The organism is Stenotrophomonas sp. Steno-Z10-HUANG (genome assembly GCF_056393075.1).
In genome coordinates this window covers 50,554-63,526 of record NZ_JBWJPA010000009.1, presented here as the reverse complement: position 1 = coordinate 63,526, position 12,973 = coordinate 50,554, and the positions used below count along the sequence as shown (strand labels likewise).

Sequence of the window (12,973 nt, the reverse complement as noted above, 5' to 3'; positions counted from 1 at the left end):
GCCTACCTGGCGCCCGGCGGCACCCAGATCGCCACGCCGGCGGCGCGCTTCTGCTGGGTCGGGATGCCCACGCTCAGGCCCCCGCCACCATGCCGGCCGTAGCTGCCACCGCCGACCGACATGCCCACCGGCGAGCCGCCGGCGCCCACCCCCATCAGGATCACGCCGTTGGCGCCCAGCGCCGCGGCCTCGCGCTTGAGCCGGGCAATGGCCGCATCGGTCTGGCCCTGGGTGCCGAAGCCGACCGCGCTGGAGGCCTCCAGCTGGGCGATCTCCACCGCGCCGGCCGGTGGCGTGGAATAGATCTGCACGCTGGCTGGATCGACCGGCGCGCGCGCCTGGCCGAGCATGACCCGAGAGGTGCTGGCGCAGCCGCCGGTGGCCAGGGCGACGCCCAATGCGATGGCGAGCGGTAATTTCATGGGTTCACTCCCGGGTGGGTGATGACGGGATCATCGGCGCGCACGCGTGAATCGGCCGCGAACCGCGTGGAACGTTTGATCGCGGGGATTTCCGGGCTATCTTGCGCGCATCAACCAGCGGAGGGAACGACATGGGACTGATCAGCCTGGTCTGGGGCATCGTGGCGCTGCTGTGGATGGTGTTGGCCTTCATCCCGCTGCTGGGCTGGGGCAACTGGTTCCTGATCCCGTTCGCCGCGGTCGGCGCGGTCATCGCCGGCATCGGCCTGCTGTTCACCCGTGAGGGCAACCGCGGCCGCGCCAAGGCCGGGCTGCTGCTCAACGTGGCGGTGATCGTGGTCGGGGTGATCCGCCTGGGCCTGGGTGGCGGCCTGGTCTGACCGCGGGGCGTAGAATGGCGGACCCTGCCGGCTGACGGTCCGGCGCCCAGGGCCCGCAGCCGGCGCGACCCCCCACCGATGATCATCCGACCCCGCCCCCGCGGCTGGCAGCTGCTTTACATACTGCGCGGTTCGATCGTGCCGGCCATCGCCCCGCGGGTGCTGGCGATCGGGGTGCTGGCGGTGGCCGTGGCACTGCTGGCCAAGCTGCATCATCCATTCGCCGCCAATGGCCTGGCGGTGGCGCCGTTCACCCTGCTGGGGCTGGTGCTGTCGATCTTCCTGAGCTTCCGCAACAACGCCTGCCACGAGCGCTGGTGGGAAGGTCGCAAGCAGTGGGGGCAGCTGCTGGTCGAGACCCGCAGCTTCGTGCGCCAGGCCAACGCGCTGCTGGCCGACGACGCGCCACTGCGCCGGCGGGTGTCGCGGCTGCTGGTCGGTTTCGCCCATGCCCTGGCCGCGCGCCTGCGCGGCCGCGACGCCGCCGCCGCGGCCGCGCCGTGGCTGGCGCCCGGGCAGCAGGCGTTGCTGCAGCGGCAGAACATCCCCGACGGCCTGCTGGCGCTGGTCGCCGCCGAACTGGCGGTGCCGCTGCGCGCCGGCCGCCTCGACCCTTACCTGTACGCCTGCTTCGAACAGCGCCTGCATGCGCTGTCCTCGGTGCAGGCGGCGTGCGAGCGCATCGCCGGCACGCCACTGCCGTTCGCCTACACCCTGCTGCTGCACCGCTGCGCGTGGCTGTTCTGCGTGCTGCTGCCGTTCGGCCTGGCCGGCGCGCTCGGCTGGGCCACGCCGGTGGTGTCGATGCTGCTGGCCTACGCGTTCTTCGGCCTGGACCAGCTCGGCGAGGAGCTGGAAGAGCCGTTCGGCCTGGAACCCAACGACCTGCCGCTGGACGCCATGGTGCGCACCCTCGAGATCGACGTGCTCGACGCACTGGGCGAGCACCCGCTGCCCGAACCGCTGCAACCGCAGGGCTACCTGCTGCAATAGCCATTCCCCCATCCGGAGTCCCACCATGTTCCACCCCCGTTACCGCCCGCGCCGCATGCGCCACGATGCCTTCTCGCGCCGGCTGATGCGCGAGAACACCTTCACCGCCGACGACCTGATCTGGCCGGTGTTCGTGCACGAGCTGGCCGGCCGCGCGCCGGTGGCATCGATGCCGGGCGTGGAGCGCCTGTCCATCGACGAACTGCTGCGCGAGGCCGAGCAGGCGCTGGAACTGGGGGTGCCGGTGATCGACCTGTTCCCGGTGGTCGACCCGTCGTGCAAGTCGCTCGACGCCGCCGAAGCCTGGAACCCCGACGGGTTGGCGCAGCGCGCGGTGCGCGCGCTCAAGCAGCGCTTCCCCGAGCTGGGGGTGATGACCGACGTGGCCCTGGACCCGTTCACCGTGCACGGCCAGGACGGCATCATCGACGCGCGTGGCTACGTGCTCAACGACGTCACCGTCGATGCCCTGGTGAAGCAGTCGCTGTCGCATGCCGAGGCCGGCGTGGACATCGTCTCGCCCTCGGACATGATGGACGGGCGCATCGGCGCGATCCGCCAGGCGCTGGACGACGCCGGCCACATCAACACCCGCATCATGGCCTATTCGGCCAAGTACGCCTCGGCCTTCTACGGCCCGTTCCGCGATGCGCTGGGCAGCGCCGGCAACCTGGGCAAAGCCGACAAGCACACCTACCAGATGGACCCGGCCAACAGCGACGAGGCGCTGCGCGAGATCGCGCTGGACCTGGACGAAGGCGCGGACATGGTGATGGTCAAGCCGGGCATGCCGTACCTGGACGTGGTGTACCGGGTGAAGCAGGAGTTCGGCGTGCCGACCTTCGCATACCACGTCAGTGGCGAGTACGCGATGCTCAAGGCGGCCGCCGCCAACGGCTGGCTGGACGAACGCCGCTGCGTGATGGAAACCATGATCGGCTTCAAGCGCGCCGGCGCCGACGGCGTGCTGACCTACTACGCGCCGCAGATCGCGCGCTGGCTGCGGGAAGGCTGATGGACGCGCCCGGCATGCAGCCCTGGCAATGGGGGGTGTGGGTGGTCGGGGTGACCGCGTTCGCGGTGGTGATCGGGTTGGTGATCGCCGCGGTTGTCCGCGCCGCGCGGCGACCGCCGGAGCTGCCGTCGGCCGCGCAACGGCTGCAGCGGCAATCACCGCTGCCACCGGAGGTCGAGGCACGGCTGCGCGAACTGGCCGGCCTGCGGCAGGCCGGGCGCATCGGTGAAGTGGAGTACGAGCGGCGGCGCGCCGAAGTGCTTGCCGGCAACCCGGCTCCCGGTAACGACCCCCAACCGTAGAGGCGGGGCCCGCCCCGCATGTGGCCTTCCCGGGGAAGCCCGTGCTCCGTAGATGCGGGGCTTGCCCCGCATGTGGCCCTCCGTGGATGGGCTTGCCGCGCATGTGGCCGTGCCGGTGAAGCCTGTGCCGGGCGAGCCCGGCACCTACGGGCCTGCTGTCACCATCCACGCACTCCGTGGACGCGGGGTTTGCCGCGCATGTGGCCTTCCCGGGGAAGCCTGTGCCGGGCAAGCCCGGCACCTACGGGCCTGCGGCCACAATCCATGCACTCGGTGGATGCGGGGCTTGCCGCGCATGTGGCCGTCCCGGTGAAGCCCGTGCCGGGCGAGCCCGGCACCTATGGATCTGCTGCCACAACCCAATGCGCTGCGTAGATGCGGGGCTTGCCCCGCATGAACCTTGACCGTCCTCACCGCCGCACGCCGCACGTCGCACGTCGCATGCGCGGTGCCGGGGCGTTGGCTCCCGCTAGCGGCAGTCGCCGCTGCCGTCGCTGGCCGGCGCCCGCATCCGGTACAGGTCGAAGCCGCCGGCACGCGGCGCGCGCGCATGGCCGCTGACCAGCAGTTCGCCCGGGGTACTGGCGTCGACCAGCGCCGCCCGGGTTTCGCCCTCGGCGCTGTTGAACGACAGCGCCAGCGGTTGCGCCGCGCTCCACTGTCCCTGGTGGCAGTGCGACAGCTGCAGCTGCGCGCGCCTTTCGCCCTTGCCGCGTGCGAACACCACCGCGCGCCCACCGGCCAGCCAAGCGCCGTCCAGTTCGTCGTCGGCACCGTTGAGGCCGGTCATCGGCTGCGGCGCGGCGAACCCGTCGCCGGCACGGTGCGCGCGCCACAGATCCCAGCCGCCGGCGCCGCCCGCGCGGTCGCTGGCCAGCAGCAGGCTGCCGTCGTGGTCGTGCACGGCCGGCGAGCGTTCGTGGTCGGCGCCATTGATGGCCGCGCCCAGGTTCTGCGCCGGGCCGAAGCCGCCGTCGTCGCGCAGCGCCGCGCGGTACAGGTCGAAGCCGCCATGGCCGCCCTTGCGGTTGGAGGCGAAGTACAGCCAGCGGCCGGCGGCATCCAGGAACGGATCGACCTCATCGGCCGCGGTGCCCAGTGGCAGCGGGCGCGGGTCGCTCCAGCGCGCGTCCTGCCAGGTGGCCTGCCACAGGTCCCAGCCGCCTGCGCCACCGTCGCGGTTGCTGGCCCAGACCAGGCGCCGGCCATCGGCCGAGCGCGTGGCGCGCAGCTCGTCGGCACGGGTGGACACCACGCCGATGCCTTCGATGCCGAACTCCGCCAGTGCCGTCACCCGCGGCGCAAAGAGTAGACTCATGGACAGCGCGAGCAGCAGCGATCGGGTCCGCATGGAGGTTCCGCAAGCCAGGGATCGCGCCAGTCTAGGTCATGCAGAGGATCACCATGAGCGTCGCCCGCTACGCCGTCTTTGGCCACCCCATCGCCCATTCGCAGTCGCCGCACATCCACGCCGCCTTCGCCAGGGCGCAGGGGATCGAGATCGATTACCGCGCCATCGATGCCACCGCGCAGGATTTCGCCGCGGCGCTGGACGCGTTCGCCGCCGACGGCGGGGTGGGCGCCAACGTGACCCTGCCGCACAAGGAAGCGGCGTTCGCGCTGTGCGCCACCACCACTTCGCGCGCGCAGCGTGCCGGCGCGGTCAACACCCTGCTGCGCAAGGGCGAGCGCTGGCATGGCGACAACACCGACGGCATCGGCCTGGTGCGCGATCTCACCGGCCGCAACGGGCTGGACCTGCGCGGTCGCCGCGTGCTGCTGCTCGGCGCCGGTGGCGCCGCGCGCGGCGTGGCCCCGGCGCTGCTCGACGCCGGCATCCTCGAACTGGTGGTGGCCAACCGCACCCCGGAGCGGGCCGATGCGCTGGTGGACGCGATGAGCGAACCGGGCCGCGTCATCTCGGCCTATTGGGACGCACTGCGCGAGCAGGGCGACTTCGAGCTGATCATCAACGCCACCTCGGCCGGCCGGGGCGAGGGCGCGGCCTTCACCCTGCCGCTGTCGCTGGTCAACAGCCTGACCACCGCGGTCGACCTGAACTACGGCGAGGCGGCGATTCCGTTCCTGGCCTGGGCGCGCGCGGCCGGGTGCCGCAATGAGTTCGACGGCCTGGGCATGCTGGTCGAGCAGGCGGCGGAAAGCTTCCAGCAGTGGCACGGGGTGCGCCCGGAGACCGACGCGGTCTACGCCGCGCTGCGCGCACGCGCCGCCACCCTGGTCACCGCGGACTGAGCGGCGTGGACCAGACGCAATTGCTGGGCTCGCTGCTGGTATCGGTGGGCTACCGCCTGCCGGTGATGGTCGCGCTGGGCGTGGCGCTGGTCCTGCTGCTGGGGGCGCCGAAGGCGGTGGCGCGCAGCGCCGCGCTGTGGGCGCTGGCGATCCTGATGGCGAGCACGCTGTCCGGCGCGGTGCTGGCGGTGTTGCCGCTGCTGCTGATCGCCGCGGGCAACTTCGATGGCATCGCCGCGCTCAATACCGCGCTGGGCGTCGGCCACTTCGCGGTGTCGCTGCTGGAAGCCGGCGGCTTCGTGCTGTTGGCCTGGGCGCTGGCCAGGGCCCTGCGCGGGCCGGCGAAAGCCTGAGCTGCCACGCGTGGCCGCGAACCTGTGCCGGGCGAGCCCCTGTGCCGGGCAAGCCCGGCACCTACGGGGTGCGTGCCGACGTCGGGGTGTTTCATACCGAAATCCATGGCCGGGGGCGGCGTGTTTCCTGACGGAATCCATGCCCCCGTAGATGCGGAGCTTGCCCCGCATGAAGCTGCGCCGGTGAAGCCCCCGTACCGGGCAAGCCCGGCACCTACGGGTGCGTGTCGGGGTCGGCGTGTTTCGTGCCGGAATTCATGCGCCCGTAGATGCGGGGCTTGCCCCGCATGAAACGTCTATAGACCATCAAGTCCAATGGGAGGCGGAACCCAATGGCACCCCCAGTGTGGATATTCGCGGACATCGGTGACCAGCCCCGCTCGCACCGGGTTGGCGAGGATGTAGCGTGCCTGTATCAGCAGGTCTTCGTCGTGGCGCAGGCAATGGTCGTAGAAGCCTGGCTGCCAGATCGCGCCGCTCTGCCCGCGCGCGCGATTCATGGCCCTTGCGGACCGTGACTTGAAGCGGCGCAGGCAAGCGGAAAGCTCACCATGGTCGAGGGTGAACAACCAATGCAGGTGGTCGGGCATCGCTACCCAGGCGTGGGTCTGGCTGCCGCCCTCCAGATCGCTGCGGCGTACTTGCCCGCGGACGATCTCGGCCAACGCGGCATCCCGGAACAGGGCCTGCCGGTGGTGCGTGACCACGGTGACGGCATAGACGGCGCCCTGCACGGAGTGGCGGCCTTTTCGGAGCTTTGGGCTGGGCATGGCGGCACCGTATCGACCAGTGGCGACGGCGTGTATCAGTGAGCTCCGCGGTCTTTGTCGGAGTGCCACGCGCAGGCGCATGCCTGTCATGGATGCGGGGCCCCGGCATGAAGCCGCGCCGGTGAAGCCCGTGCCGGGAGAGCCTCTGTGCCGGGCAAGCCCGGCACCTACGGAATGCATGCCGGGGTCGGCGTGTTTCATGCCGGAATCCATGCCCGCCGTAGACGCGGGGCTTGCCCCGCATGAAGCCGGGCCGGTGAAGCTCCGTGCCGCGCAAGCCCGGCACCTACGGAATGCTTGCCGGGGTCGGCGTGTTTCCTGCCGGAATCCATGCGCCCCGTAGATGCGGGGCTTGCCCCGCATGAAGCTGCGCCGGTGAAGCCCCGTGCCGGGAGAGCCCCTGTGCCGGGTAAGCCCGGCGCCTACGGGGCATGTGCCGCGCTGGTATGGGAAAATGCCGGGCATGAAGGTAGCAGGCGGCAGGTCGGCGTGACGGAGAAAGTGGAAGCGCCGCGTGCGTTGACCGAGGAAGTGAAGACGGCCATCCGCGACGCCTACGCGAAGCTGCAGGCCAACACGCCCGGATTCAGCACGCGGCGCTCGCAGAGCCAGATGATCGGCGTGGTCTCGCGCGCGCTGGCCAGCGGTGGCGTGGGCGTGGTCGAGGCGCCGACCGGGGTCGGCAAGAGCCTGGGCTACCTGACCGCCGGCGTGCCCATCGCGCTGGCCTCGAAGAAGAAGCTGGTGATCAGCACCGGCACGGTGGCGCTGCAGTCGCAGCTGGTCGAGCGCGACATTCCCAGTTTCCTCAAGGCCACCGGCCTGCAGGCCACGGTGGCGCTGGCCAAGGGCCGCACCCGCTACCTGTGCACGCGCAATGCCGCCGAAGCGCAGGGTGAGGGCGCGCAGGAGGGCATGTTCGGCGACGAAGTGCTGCTCTACGAGCGGCCGCTGGCGCCGATCGAGATGGACGTGGCCGGCCGGCTGGTGCGGGCCTTCAGCGAAGGCCGCTGGAACGGCGACCTGGACAATGCACCGGAAGCGGTCACGCCCGGCCTGCGCCTGCGCATCACCACCCCGGCCTCGGGCTGCGCCGGACGCCGCTGTGCCTATTCGACCCAGTGCCCGGTGCTGCGCGCGCGCAACGAGGTGCGTGAGGCGCAGATCGTGGTGACCAACCACGCGCTGCTGCTGTCGGCGCTGTCCATCGGCGAATCCGACAACGGCCAGCCGCTGATCGCCGCGCCCGCCGACATGCTGCTGGTGCTGGACGAAGGCCACCACATCGGTAACGTCGCCATCGACCAGGGCGCGGCCAGCCTGCCGCTGGATGACATGGCGCGGCGCACCGGGCGCCTGCAGATCATCATCGCCGGCGCTTACCGCGCGGTGGACAAGGACAGGATCGGCAACCTGCTGCCGAACGAGGCGATCGACGCCGCGGCGCGCGTGGCCAAGCTGCTCAAGGCGTTCGCCGACGGCATCGCGCAGGTGTGGACGCCGGCGCCGGACGAACGCGAGCCGCTGTGGCGCGCCGCCAACGGCCGCCTGCCGGAGGCCTGGCGGCAGCCGGTCGAGGAACTGGCCGACGAGACCCGCACCCTGCTCAACTGGGCCACGGCCGCGGCCGCGCAGGTGGCCAAGGGCAAGCCCGAGGACGCCGCCCACGAGCGCCTGCAGCGCAGCCTGGGCATGGCACTGGAGATGATCCAGCAGCAGTACGACCTGTGGGCCGGCTGGCGCCGCGAGGACAAGGAAGGCCAGCCGCCGATGGCGCGCTGGATCACCCTGACCCGCGACGGCGAGCATGTGCTGCACTGCTCGCCGGTGTCGGCGGCGATGGTGCTGCGCAAGCTGTTGTGGGACGAAGTGGATTCGGTGGTGATGACCTCGGCCACGCTCACCGGCGGCGGCGATTTCCAGGCGCTGGCCATCGACAACGGTATTCCCGCCGAGGCGGAAATGGTGTCGCTGGCCTCGCCGTTCGACCTGCCCAACCAGGCGCAGCTGGTGGTGCCGCCGTTCCCGGTGACGCCGGACGACCGCGAGCGCCACCCGAAGGAAGTGGCGAAGTACCTGGCCGCCGAGCTGGACTGGGACAAGGGCAGCATCGTGCTGTTCACTTCGCGCTGGAAGATGGAGAAGGTGGCCGAGCTGATGCCGGCCACGCTGCGCCGGAAGGTGCTGGTGCAGGGCGAAGGCGCCAAGCAGAAGATGATCGACGAGCACCTGCGCCGCACCGCCGCCGGCGAGGGCTCGGTGCTGTTCGGGCTCAATTCCTTCGGCGAGGGCCTGGACCTGCCGGGCGAGGCCTGTACCACGGTGGTCATCACCCAGGTGCCGTTCGCGGTGCCGACCGATCCGCAGACCTCGACGTTGAGCGAATGGTTCGAGAGCCGCGGGTTGAATTCCTTCAACCTGATCGCGATCCCGCATGCGCTGCGCACGCTGACCCAGTTCGCCGGGCGCCTGATCCGCACCTCCACCGATACCGGGCGCGTGGTCATCCTCGATTCGCGGCTGCTCACGCGCCGCTACGGCAAGCGCATCATCGACGCGCTGCCGCCGTTCAGGCGGGTGATCGGCTGACGCCGCCGGCCGCCTGCCGGCGCCGCTTCGGCGGCACCGGCGCGGCGCCGCGAAGGGCGTGCTTCATTCCTCGCGCTTGTTCAGCGCCGAGGTCACTGCCGCGGCGTCCTCGCGCGACAGGAACAGGTATTCCAGCTCGCAGCCGCCGAACCTGTCCTCCAGTTCCTGCATGCGCACCGGGTGACTGCCGAACCGGTAGTGCTGGCTGTCGTTGTCGGTGTCCTGGACCAGGTAGACGCCGAAGGAAGGGGGATTGGTGAGGGTGCCTTCCAGCTTGACGGATGACGGGTCTATGGCGCGCTGGATGAGGTCTTCGAGGTCGGTCATGGCGTTGCGTGGGGAGTCGTGTCGTACTTTCGGGGGCAAGTGGAATCGTTGGCGGGGCCGGCGTCAATGCCTTTCGTGTTTCCAGTGGCGGCGCTTGCCCTGGGCCAGCCATTCGATGGCCTGGGCGATGCGTTGCTGGCGGGTGGTTTCGCGCCTGGCCTGGCCGATCCATTCCAGGTAATCGCGGCGGGCGCCGGGCGCGAAGCCGTCGAACGTGGCCCCGGCCTGTGGCGCCGCGGCCAGCGCCTGGGCGAACGCCGGCAGCATGGGTAGCGGCGGCCGCGGCGCGCGCTTGAGGACGGGCGCGCCGCCCTCGATGCGCTGCATGGCCTGGCGCAGCTGGGCGGCGAACCCGCGCCTGGCGGGCAGGTCGGCCACCGAGCGCAGCCGCCCGTACTGGCCCATGCCCCCGCCGGCGCCGCCGTCCCCGGCGTCCCGCGCCCACAGGTTCAGCGCGGCGTGCGCCTTGAACGCGGCCATTCCGCACAGCAACCGGCCACGGTGCAGGAAGGCCGGCATGCCCCATCTGATGGCTTCTTCCACCCCGGGGCAGGCCGCGTGCACGCGCTGGCGGATCTCACGCAGGATCGGCTGCGCGAAGGCGGCGGCGCGGGCGATGTAGGCGTCGACACGGGGATCGGGCGTGGGCATGGCGCGGGTCTCGGATGGGCGGAGCCTGCCGCCCCCCGCGCGCCAATACAAGCCCGGCCTGGACGGGCCCGGTTCGCGCGGGCCCGGTGGCGTCGTCAGCCGCCGCGGAAGCGCCGCGCCAGCGCGTTGAACACGGCGATGGCGGCGGTCAAGGCGGCCATCGACAGGAACTGCAGGCGGGTCTCGGGCGCCGACAGCAGCAGCGCGAAGATCAGCACCAGGATCGCCAGCGCCAGTACCGTCAGGTAGGGGAAGCCGGCCATGCGGAACGGCAGCGGCGTGCCCAGGCGCTCGGCGCGGCGCCGCAGCACCAGCTGCGAGACTAGGGTGATGGTCCACACCAGCAGGCAGGTCGAACCGACCACGTTCAGCAGCACCGGCAGCACCCGGTCCGGATACAGCAGCTCCAGCACGGTGGCGGCGAAGCCGAACAGCACGCTGGCCAGCACCGCCAGCACCGGGACCTGGCGGCGGCTGACCCGGGCCAGCCCGCGTGGCGCCTCGCCGCGCGCCGCCAGCGAATGGATCATGCGCGAGGCGCCGTAGAGATTGGCGTTGAGCGCCGACAGCAGCGCGATCACCGCGATCAGGGTGATGGCGGTGGCCGCGCCGGGGATGTTGGCGACCTGCAGCACCGCCGCGAACGGCGACTTCAGCGATTCGCTGGTCCACGGCACCACCGCGATGATCACCCCGATCGAGCCGATGTAGAACACCAGGATGCGCCAGGCCACGGTGCGGATCGCGCGCGCCAGGCTGCGTTCCGGGTCCTGGGTCTCGGCCGCGGCGACGGCCACGATCTCGGTGCCGCCGAAGGCGAACACCACCACCAGCAGTGCCGCGCCGATGCCGGCCAGGCCATTGGGCGCGAAGCCGCCGTGCCCGAACAGGTTGGACAGGCCGGGCGAGGGCACGCCGGGCAGCAGCCCGCACAGCAGCGCGATGCCGATCACGATGAAGGCGACGATCGCGGCGACCTTGAGGATGGCGAACCAGAATTCGAACTCGCCGTAGTTGCGCACGCCCATCAGGTTGATGACGGTGAAGGCCACCATGAATGCCAGCGAGGTCAGCGGCACCGACAGCTGCGGCCACAGCGTGGCCAGCAGGCCGGCGGCGCCGACCGACTCGGCCGCGATCACGATCACCAGCTGCACCCACCACAGCCAGCCGATGGTGGCGCCGGCGGTGGCGCCCAGCGCATCGGCCGCGTAGACCGAGAACGCACCGCTGGCCGGGCGCGCCGCGGCCATTTCGCCCATGGCGTGCATCATGATGATCACCAGCGTGCCGGCGACCAGGTAGGACAGCAGCACCGCCGGGCCGGCGGCATGGATGCCCACCCCCGAGCCCAGGAACAGGCCGGCGCCGATCGCGCTGCCCAGGCCCATCATGATCAGCTGGCGCGGTTTGAGCGCGCGTTCCAGTTTCTGCGACGGCGGAGCCGGGGCGGCGACGGACGGGTTGGCGGGCATCGGCGGGCTTCGGAGGGCGGAAAGGGCGACACCATACCGCGTCGGCCGCGTGCCGTGCCTGTTCCGTTGGTTGGGCCGGCCCGCGCCCGGCGGGGGGGTATGGAGGCCGTTGCCGGGCCGCCGGTGGCGGCCAGCCCCGGGTCCACGTGCGCTCGCAGCGACTTTCCCCGTGCGGATGGACTACCTTATTCATCCACCTTCCCGGCCGTGATGGCACTTTCCGAGACAGCAATGACTTTGAAGACCCTCAACCCCTTCGACCTGTTCGATGTGCGTTCGCTGCTGAGCGAGGAAGAGCGCGCCGTGCAGGACTCCGTTGCCCGCTTCACCGACGAACGCGTGCTGCCGATCATCGGCGACTGTTTCGACCAGGGCCGCTTCCCCGACGAGCTGATCCCCGAGATCGCCGACATGGGCCTGCTGGGCAGCACGCTGCCGGAGCAGTACGGCGGCGCCGGACTCAATGGCGTCAGCTACGGCCTGATCTGCCAGGAGCTGGAGCGCGGCGATTCCGGCCTGCGCAGCTTCGTCTCGGTGCAGAGCTCGCTGTGCATGTACCCGATCTACGCCTACGGCTCGGAAGAGCAGCGCATGCGCTGGCTGCCGGACATGGCGCGCGGCAAGGTCATCGGCTGCTTCGGCCTGACCGAGGCGCATGGCGGCTCGGACCCGGCCAGCATGAAGACCCGCGCGGTCAAGGACGGCGGTGACTGGATCATCAACGGCTCCAAGATGTGGATCACCAACGGCTCGGTGGCCGACATCGCCATCGTCTGGGCCAACACCGACGAGGGCGTGCAGGGCTTCGTCATCGAGAAGGGCACCCCGGGCTTCACCGCGCAGGAGATCAAGCACAAGATGAGCCTGCGCGCCTCGGTGACCGGCGCGCTGTTCTTCGACAACGTGCGCGTACCCGACGCCAACCGGCTGCCCAACGTAAAGGGGCTCAAGGGCCCGCTGGGCTGCCTGACCCAGGCCCGCTACGGCATCACCTGGGGCCCGCTCGGCGCGGCCATCGCCTGCCTGGACGAAGTGCTGGCCTACACCAAGGAGCGCATCCTGTTCGGGCGTCCGGTGGCGGCCACCCAGAGCGCGCAGATCAAGATGGCCGACATGGCCCGGCGCATCACCGCCGGCCAGCTGCTGGTGCTGCAGCTGGGCCGCCTGAAGGATGCCGGGGAAATGCAGCCGCAGCAGGTGTCGCTGGCCAAGTGGAACAACTGCCGCCTGGCCATCGACATCGCCCGCGAGTGCCGCGACCTGCTGGGCGGCGCCGGCATCACCACCGAGCACGCGGCCATCCGCCATGCGCTGAACCTGGAGTCGGTGATCACCTATGAAGGCACCGAAACCGTGCACCAGCTGGTGGTCGGCCGCGAACTGACCGGCATCAACGCGTTCTGAGCGGTATCGCGACGAACGCTGGACGCCCCGGAAGCCGCG

At 70.9% G+C, this 12,973-nt stretch carries 14 protein-coding genes; 8 read left to right on the top strand and 6 right to left on the bottom strand.

Annotated elements, in window-relative coordinates:
- Positions 1–2: 2 nt before the first annotated feature.
- Positions 3–422, bottom strand: coding sequence for a hypothetical protein (locus AC06E6_RS12635; RefSeq protein WP_104939887.1), 420 nt, complete (start codon positions 420–422; stop codon positions 3–5).
- 131 nt (positions 423–553) lie between these two features.
- Here AC06E6_RS12635 and AC06E6_RS12630 point away from each other — a divergent pair, with 131 nt between their 5' ends.
- From AC06E6_RS12630 to AC06E6_RS12615, 4 genes are all read left to right on the top strand, one after another.
- Positions 554–802 carry a hypothetical protein gene (locus AC06E6_RS12630; protein WP_161615614.1) on the top strand — a complete coding sequence of 83 codons (249 nt, stop codon included), beginning with the start codon at positions 554–556 and terminating at the stop codon, positions 800–802.
- A gap of 78 nt (positions 803–880) precedes the next feature.
- Positions 881–1,795 (top strand): bestrophin family protein, encoded by a 915-nt coding sequence (locus AC06E6_RS12625; protein WP_478061569.1) that lies wholly within the window; start codon positions 881–883, stop codon positions 1,793–1,795.
- A gap of 25 nt (positions 1,796–1,820) precedes the next feature.
- The gene (hemB, locus tag AC06E6_RS12620; RefSeq protein WP_240212514.1) at positions 1,821–2,810 is read left to right on the top strand and encodes a porphobilinogen synthase; all 990 of its coding nucleotides are present in this window, start codon (positions 1,821–1,823) and stop codon (positions 2,808–2,810) included.
- Complete coding sequence (locus tag AC06E6_RS12615) at positions 2,810–3,112, top strand: SHOCT domain-containing protein (RefSeq protein ID WP_293755692.1); 303 nt, start codon at positions 2,810–2,812, stop codon at positions 3,110–3,112. The genes hemB and AC06E6_RS12615 overlap by 1 nt, the downstream gene beginning before the upstream one ends.
- 469 nt (positions 3,113–3,581) lie before the next feature.
- Here AC06E6_RS12615 and AC06E6_RS12610 read toward each other — a convergent pair whose 3' ends face one another.
- Positions 3,582–4,463, bottom strand: a complete 882-nt coding sequence (locus tag AC06E6_RS12610; RefSeq protein ID WP_478061566.1) for a TolB family protein — start codon at positions 4,461–4,463, stop codon at positions 3,582–3,584.
- 53 nt (positions 4,464–4,516) lie between these two features.
- Between AC06E6_RS12610 and aroE the strand changes: the two genes are divergently transcribed.
- Together aroE and AC06E6_RS12600 are read left to right on the top strand one after the other, a co-directional pair.
- Positions 4,517–5,365, top strand: a complete 849-nt coding sequence (aroE, locus tag AC06E6_RS12605; protein ID WP_478061565.1) for a shikimate dehydrogenase — start codon at positions 4,517–4,519, stop codon at positions 5,363–5,365.
- A gap of 5 nt (positions 5,366–5,370) precedes the next feature.
- Complete coding sequence (locus AC06E6_RS12600) at positions 5,371–5,718, top strand: hypothetical protein (RefSeq protein ID WP_240212510.1); 348 nt, start codon at positions 5,371–5,373, stop codon at positions 5,716–5,718.
- A 296-nt stretch (positions 5,719–6,014) separates the two neighbouring features.
- Here AC06E6_RS12600 and AC06E6_RS12595 read toward each other — a convergent pair whose 3' ends face one another.
- Complete coding sequence (locus AC06E6_RS12595; RefSeq protein ID WP_240212509.1) at positions 6,015–6,488, bottom strand: REP-associated tyrosine transposase; 474 nt, start codon at positions 6,486–6,488, stop codon at positions 6,015–6,017.
- Between the two features lie 489 nt (positions 6,489–6,977).
- Here AC06E6_RS12595 and dinG point away from each other — a divergent pair, with 489 nt between their 5' ends.
- The gene (gene dinG, locus AC06E6_RS12590) at positions 6,978–9,077 is read left to right on the top strand and encodes an ATP-dependent DNA helicase DinG (RefSeq protein ID WP_240212508.1); all 2,100 of its coding nucleotides are present in this window, start codon (positions 6,978–6,980) and stop codon (positions 9,075–9,077) included.
- A 63-nt stretch (positions 9,078–9,140) separates the two neighbouring features.
- Here dinG and AC06E6_RS12585 read toward each other — a convergent pair whose 3' ends face one another.
- From AC06E6_RS12585 to AC06E6_RS12575, 3 genes are all read right to left on the bottom strand, one after another.
- Positions 9,141–9,404 (bottom strand): hypothetical protein, encoded by a 264-nt coding sequence (locus tag AC06E6_RS12585; RefSeq protein ID WP_104939881.1) that lies wholly within the window; start codon positions 9,402–9,404, stop codon positions 9,141–9,143.
- A gap of 63 nt (positions 9,405–9,467) precedes the next feature.
- A complete protein-coding gene (locus AC06E6_RS12580; protein WP_478061564.1) occupies positions 9,468–10,055 on the bottom strand; it encodes a YdeI/OmpD-associated family protein in 588 nt (195 codons plus the stop codon).
- A gap of 95 nt (positions 10,056–10,150) precedes the next feature.
- Positions 10,151–11,530, bottom strand: a complete 1,380-nt coding sequence (locus AC06E6_RS12575) for an amino acid permease (protein ID WP_161614463.1) — start codon at positions 11,528–11,530, stop codon at positions 10,151–10,153.
- Positions 11,531–11,761: 231 nt separating this feature from the next.
- Here AC06E6_RS12575 and AC06E6_RS12570 point away from each other — a divergent pair, with 231 nt between their 5' ends.
- A complete protein-coding gene (locus AC06E6_RS12570; RefSeq protein WP_161614464.1) occupies positions 11,762–12,934 on the top strand; it encodes an acyl-CoA dehydrogenase family protein in 1,173 nt (390 codons plus the stop codon).
- Positions 12,935–12,973 lie beyond the last annotated feature (39 nt).

Excerpts from the sequence above, each read along its gene's own strand:
- AC06E6_RS12615 (WP_293755692.1), top strand. The coding sequence starts at position 2,810 with ATGGACGCGCCCGGCATGCAGCCCTGGCAATGGGGGGTGTGGGTGGTC.
- hemB (WP_240212514.1), top strand. The coding sequence starts at position 1,821 with ATGTTCCACCCCCGTTACCGCCCGCGCCGCATGCGCCACGATGCCTTC.
- AC06E6_RS12570 (WP_161614464.1), top strand. The coding sequence starts at position 11,762 with ATGACTTTGAAGACCCTCAACCCCTTCGACCTGTTCGATGTGCGTTCG.
- AC06E6_RS12585 (WP_104939881.1), bottom strand. The coding sequence starts at position 9,404 with ATGACCGACCTCGAAGACCTCATCCAGCGCGCCATAGACCCGTCATCC.
- AC06E6_RS12625 (WP_478061569.1), top strand. The coding sequence starts at position 881 with ATGATCATCCGACCCCGCCCCCGCGGCTGGCAGCTGCTTTACATACTG.
- AC06E6_RS12630 (WP_161615614.1), top strand. The coding sequence starts at position 554 with ATGGGACTGATCAGCCTGGTCTGGGGCATCGTGGCGCTGCTGTGGATG.
- AC06E6_RS12635 (WP_104939887.1), bottom strand. The coding sequence starts at position 422 with ATGAAATTACCGCTCGCCATCGCATTGGGCGTCGCCCTGGCCACCGGC.
- AC06E6_RS12580 (WP_478061564.1), bottom strand. The coding sequence starts at position 10,055 with ATGCCCACGCCCGATCCCCGTGTCGACGCCTACATCGCCCGCGCCGCC.
- AC06E6_RS12610 (WP_478061566.1), bottom strand. The coding sequence starts at position 4,463 with ATGCGGACCCGATCGCTGCTGCTCGCGCTGTCCATGAGTCTACTCTTT.
- AC06E6_RS12575 (WP_161614463.1), bottom strand. The coding sequence starts at position 11,530 with ATGCCCGCCAACCCGTCCGTCGCCGCCCCGGCTCCGCCGTCGCAGAAA.
- aroE (WP_478061565.1), top strand. The coding sequence starts at position 4,517 with ATGAGCGTCGCCCGCTACGCCGTCTTTGGCCACCCCATCGCCCATTCG.
- AC06E6_RS12595 (WP_240212509.1), bottom strand. The coding sequence starts at position 6,488 with ATGCCCAGCCCAAAGCTCCGAAAAGGCCGCCACTCCGTGCAGGGCGCC.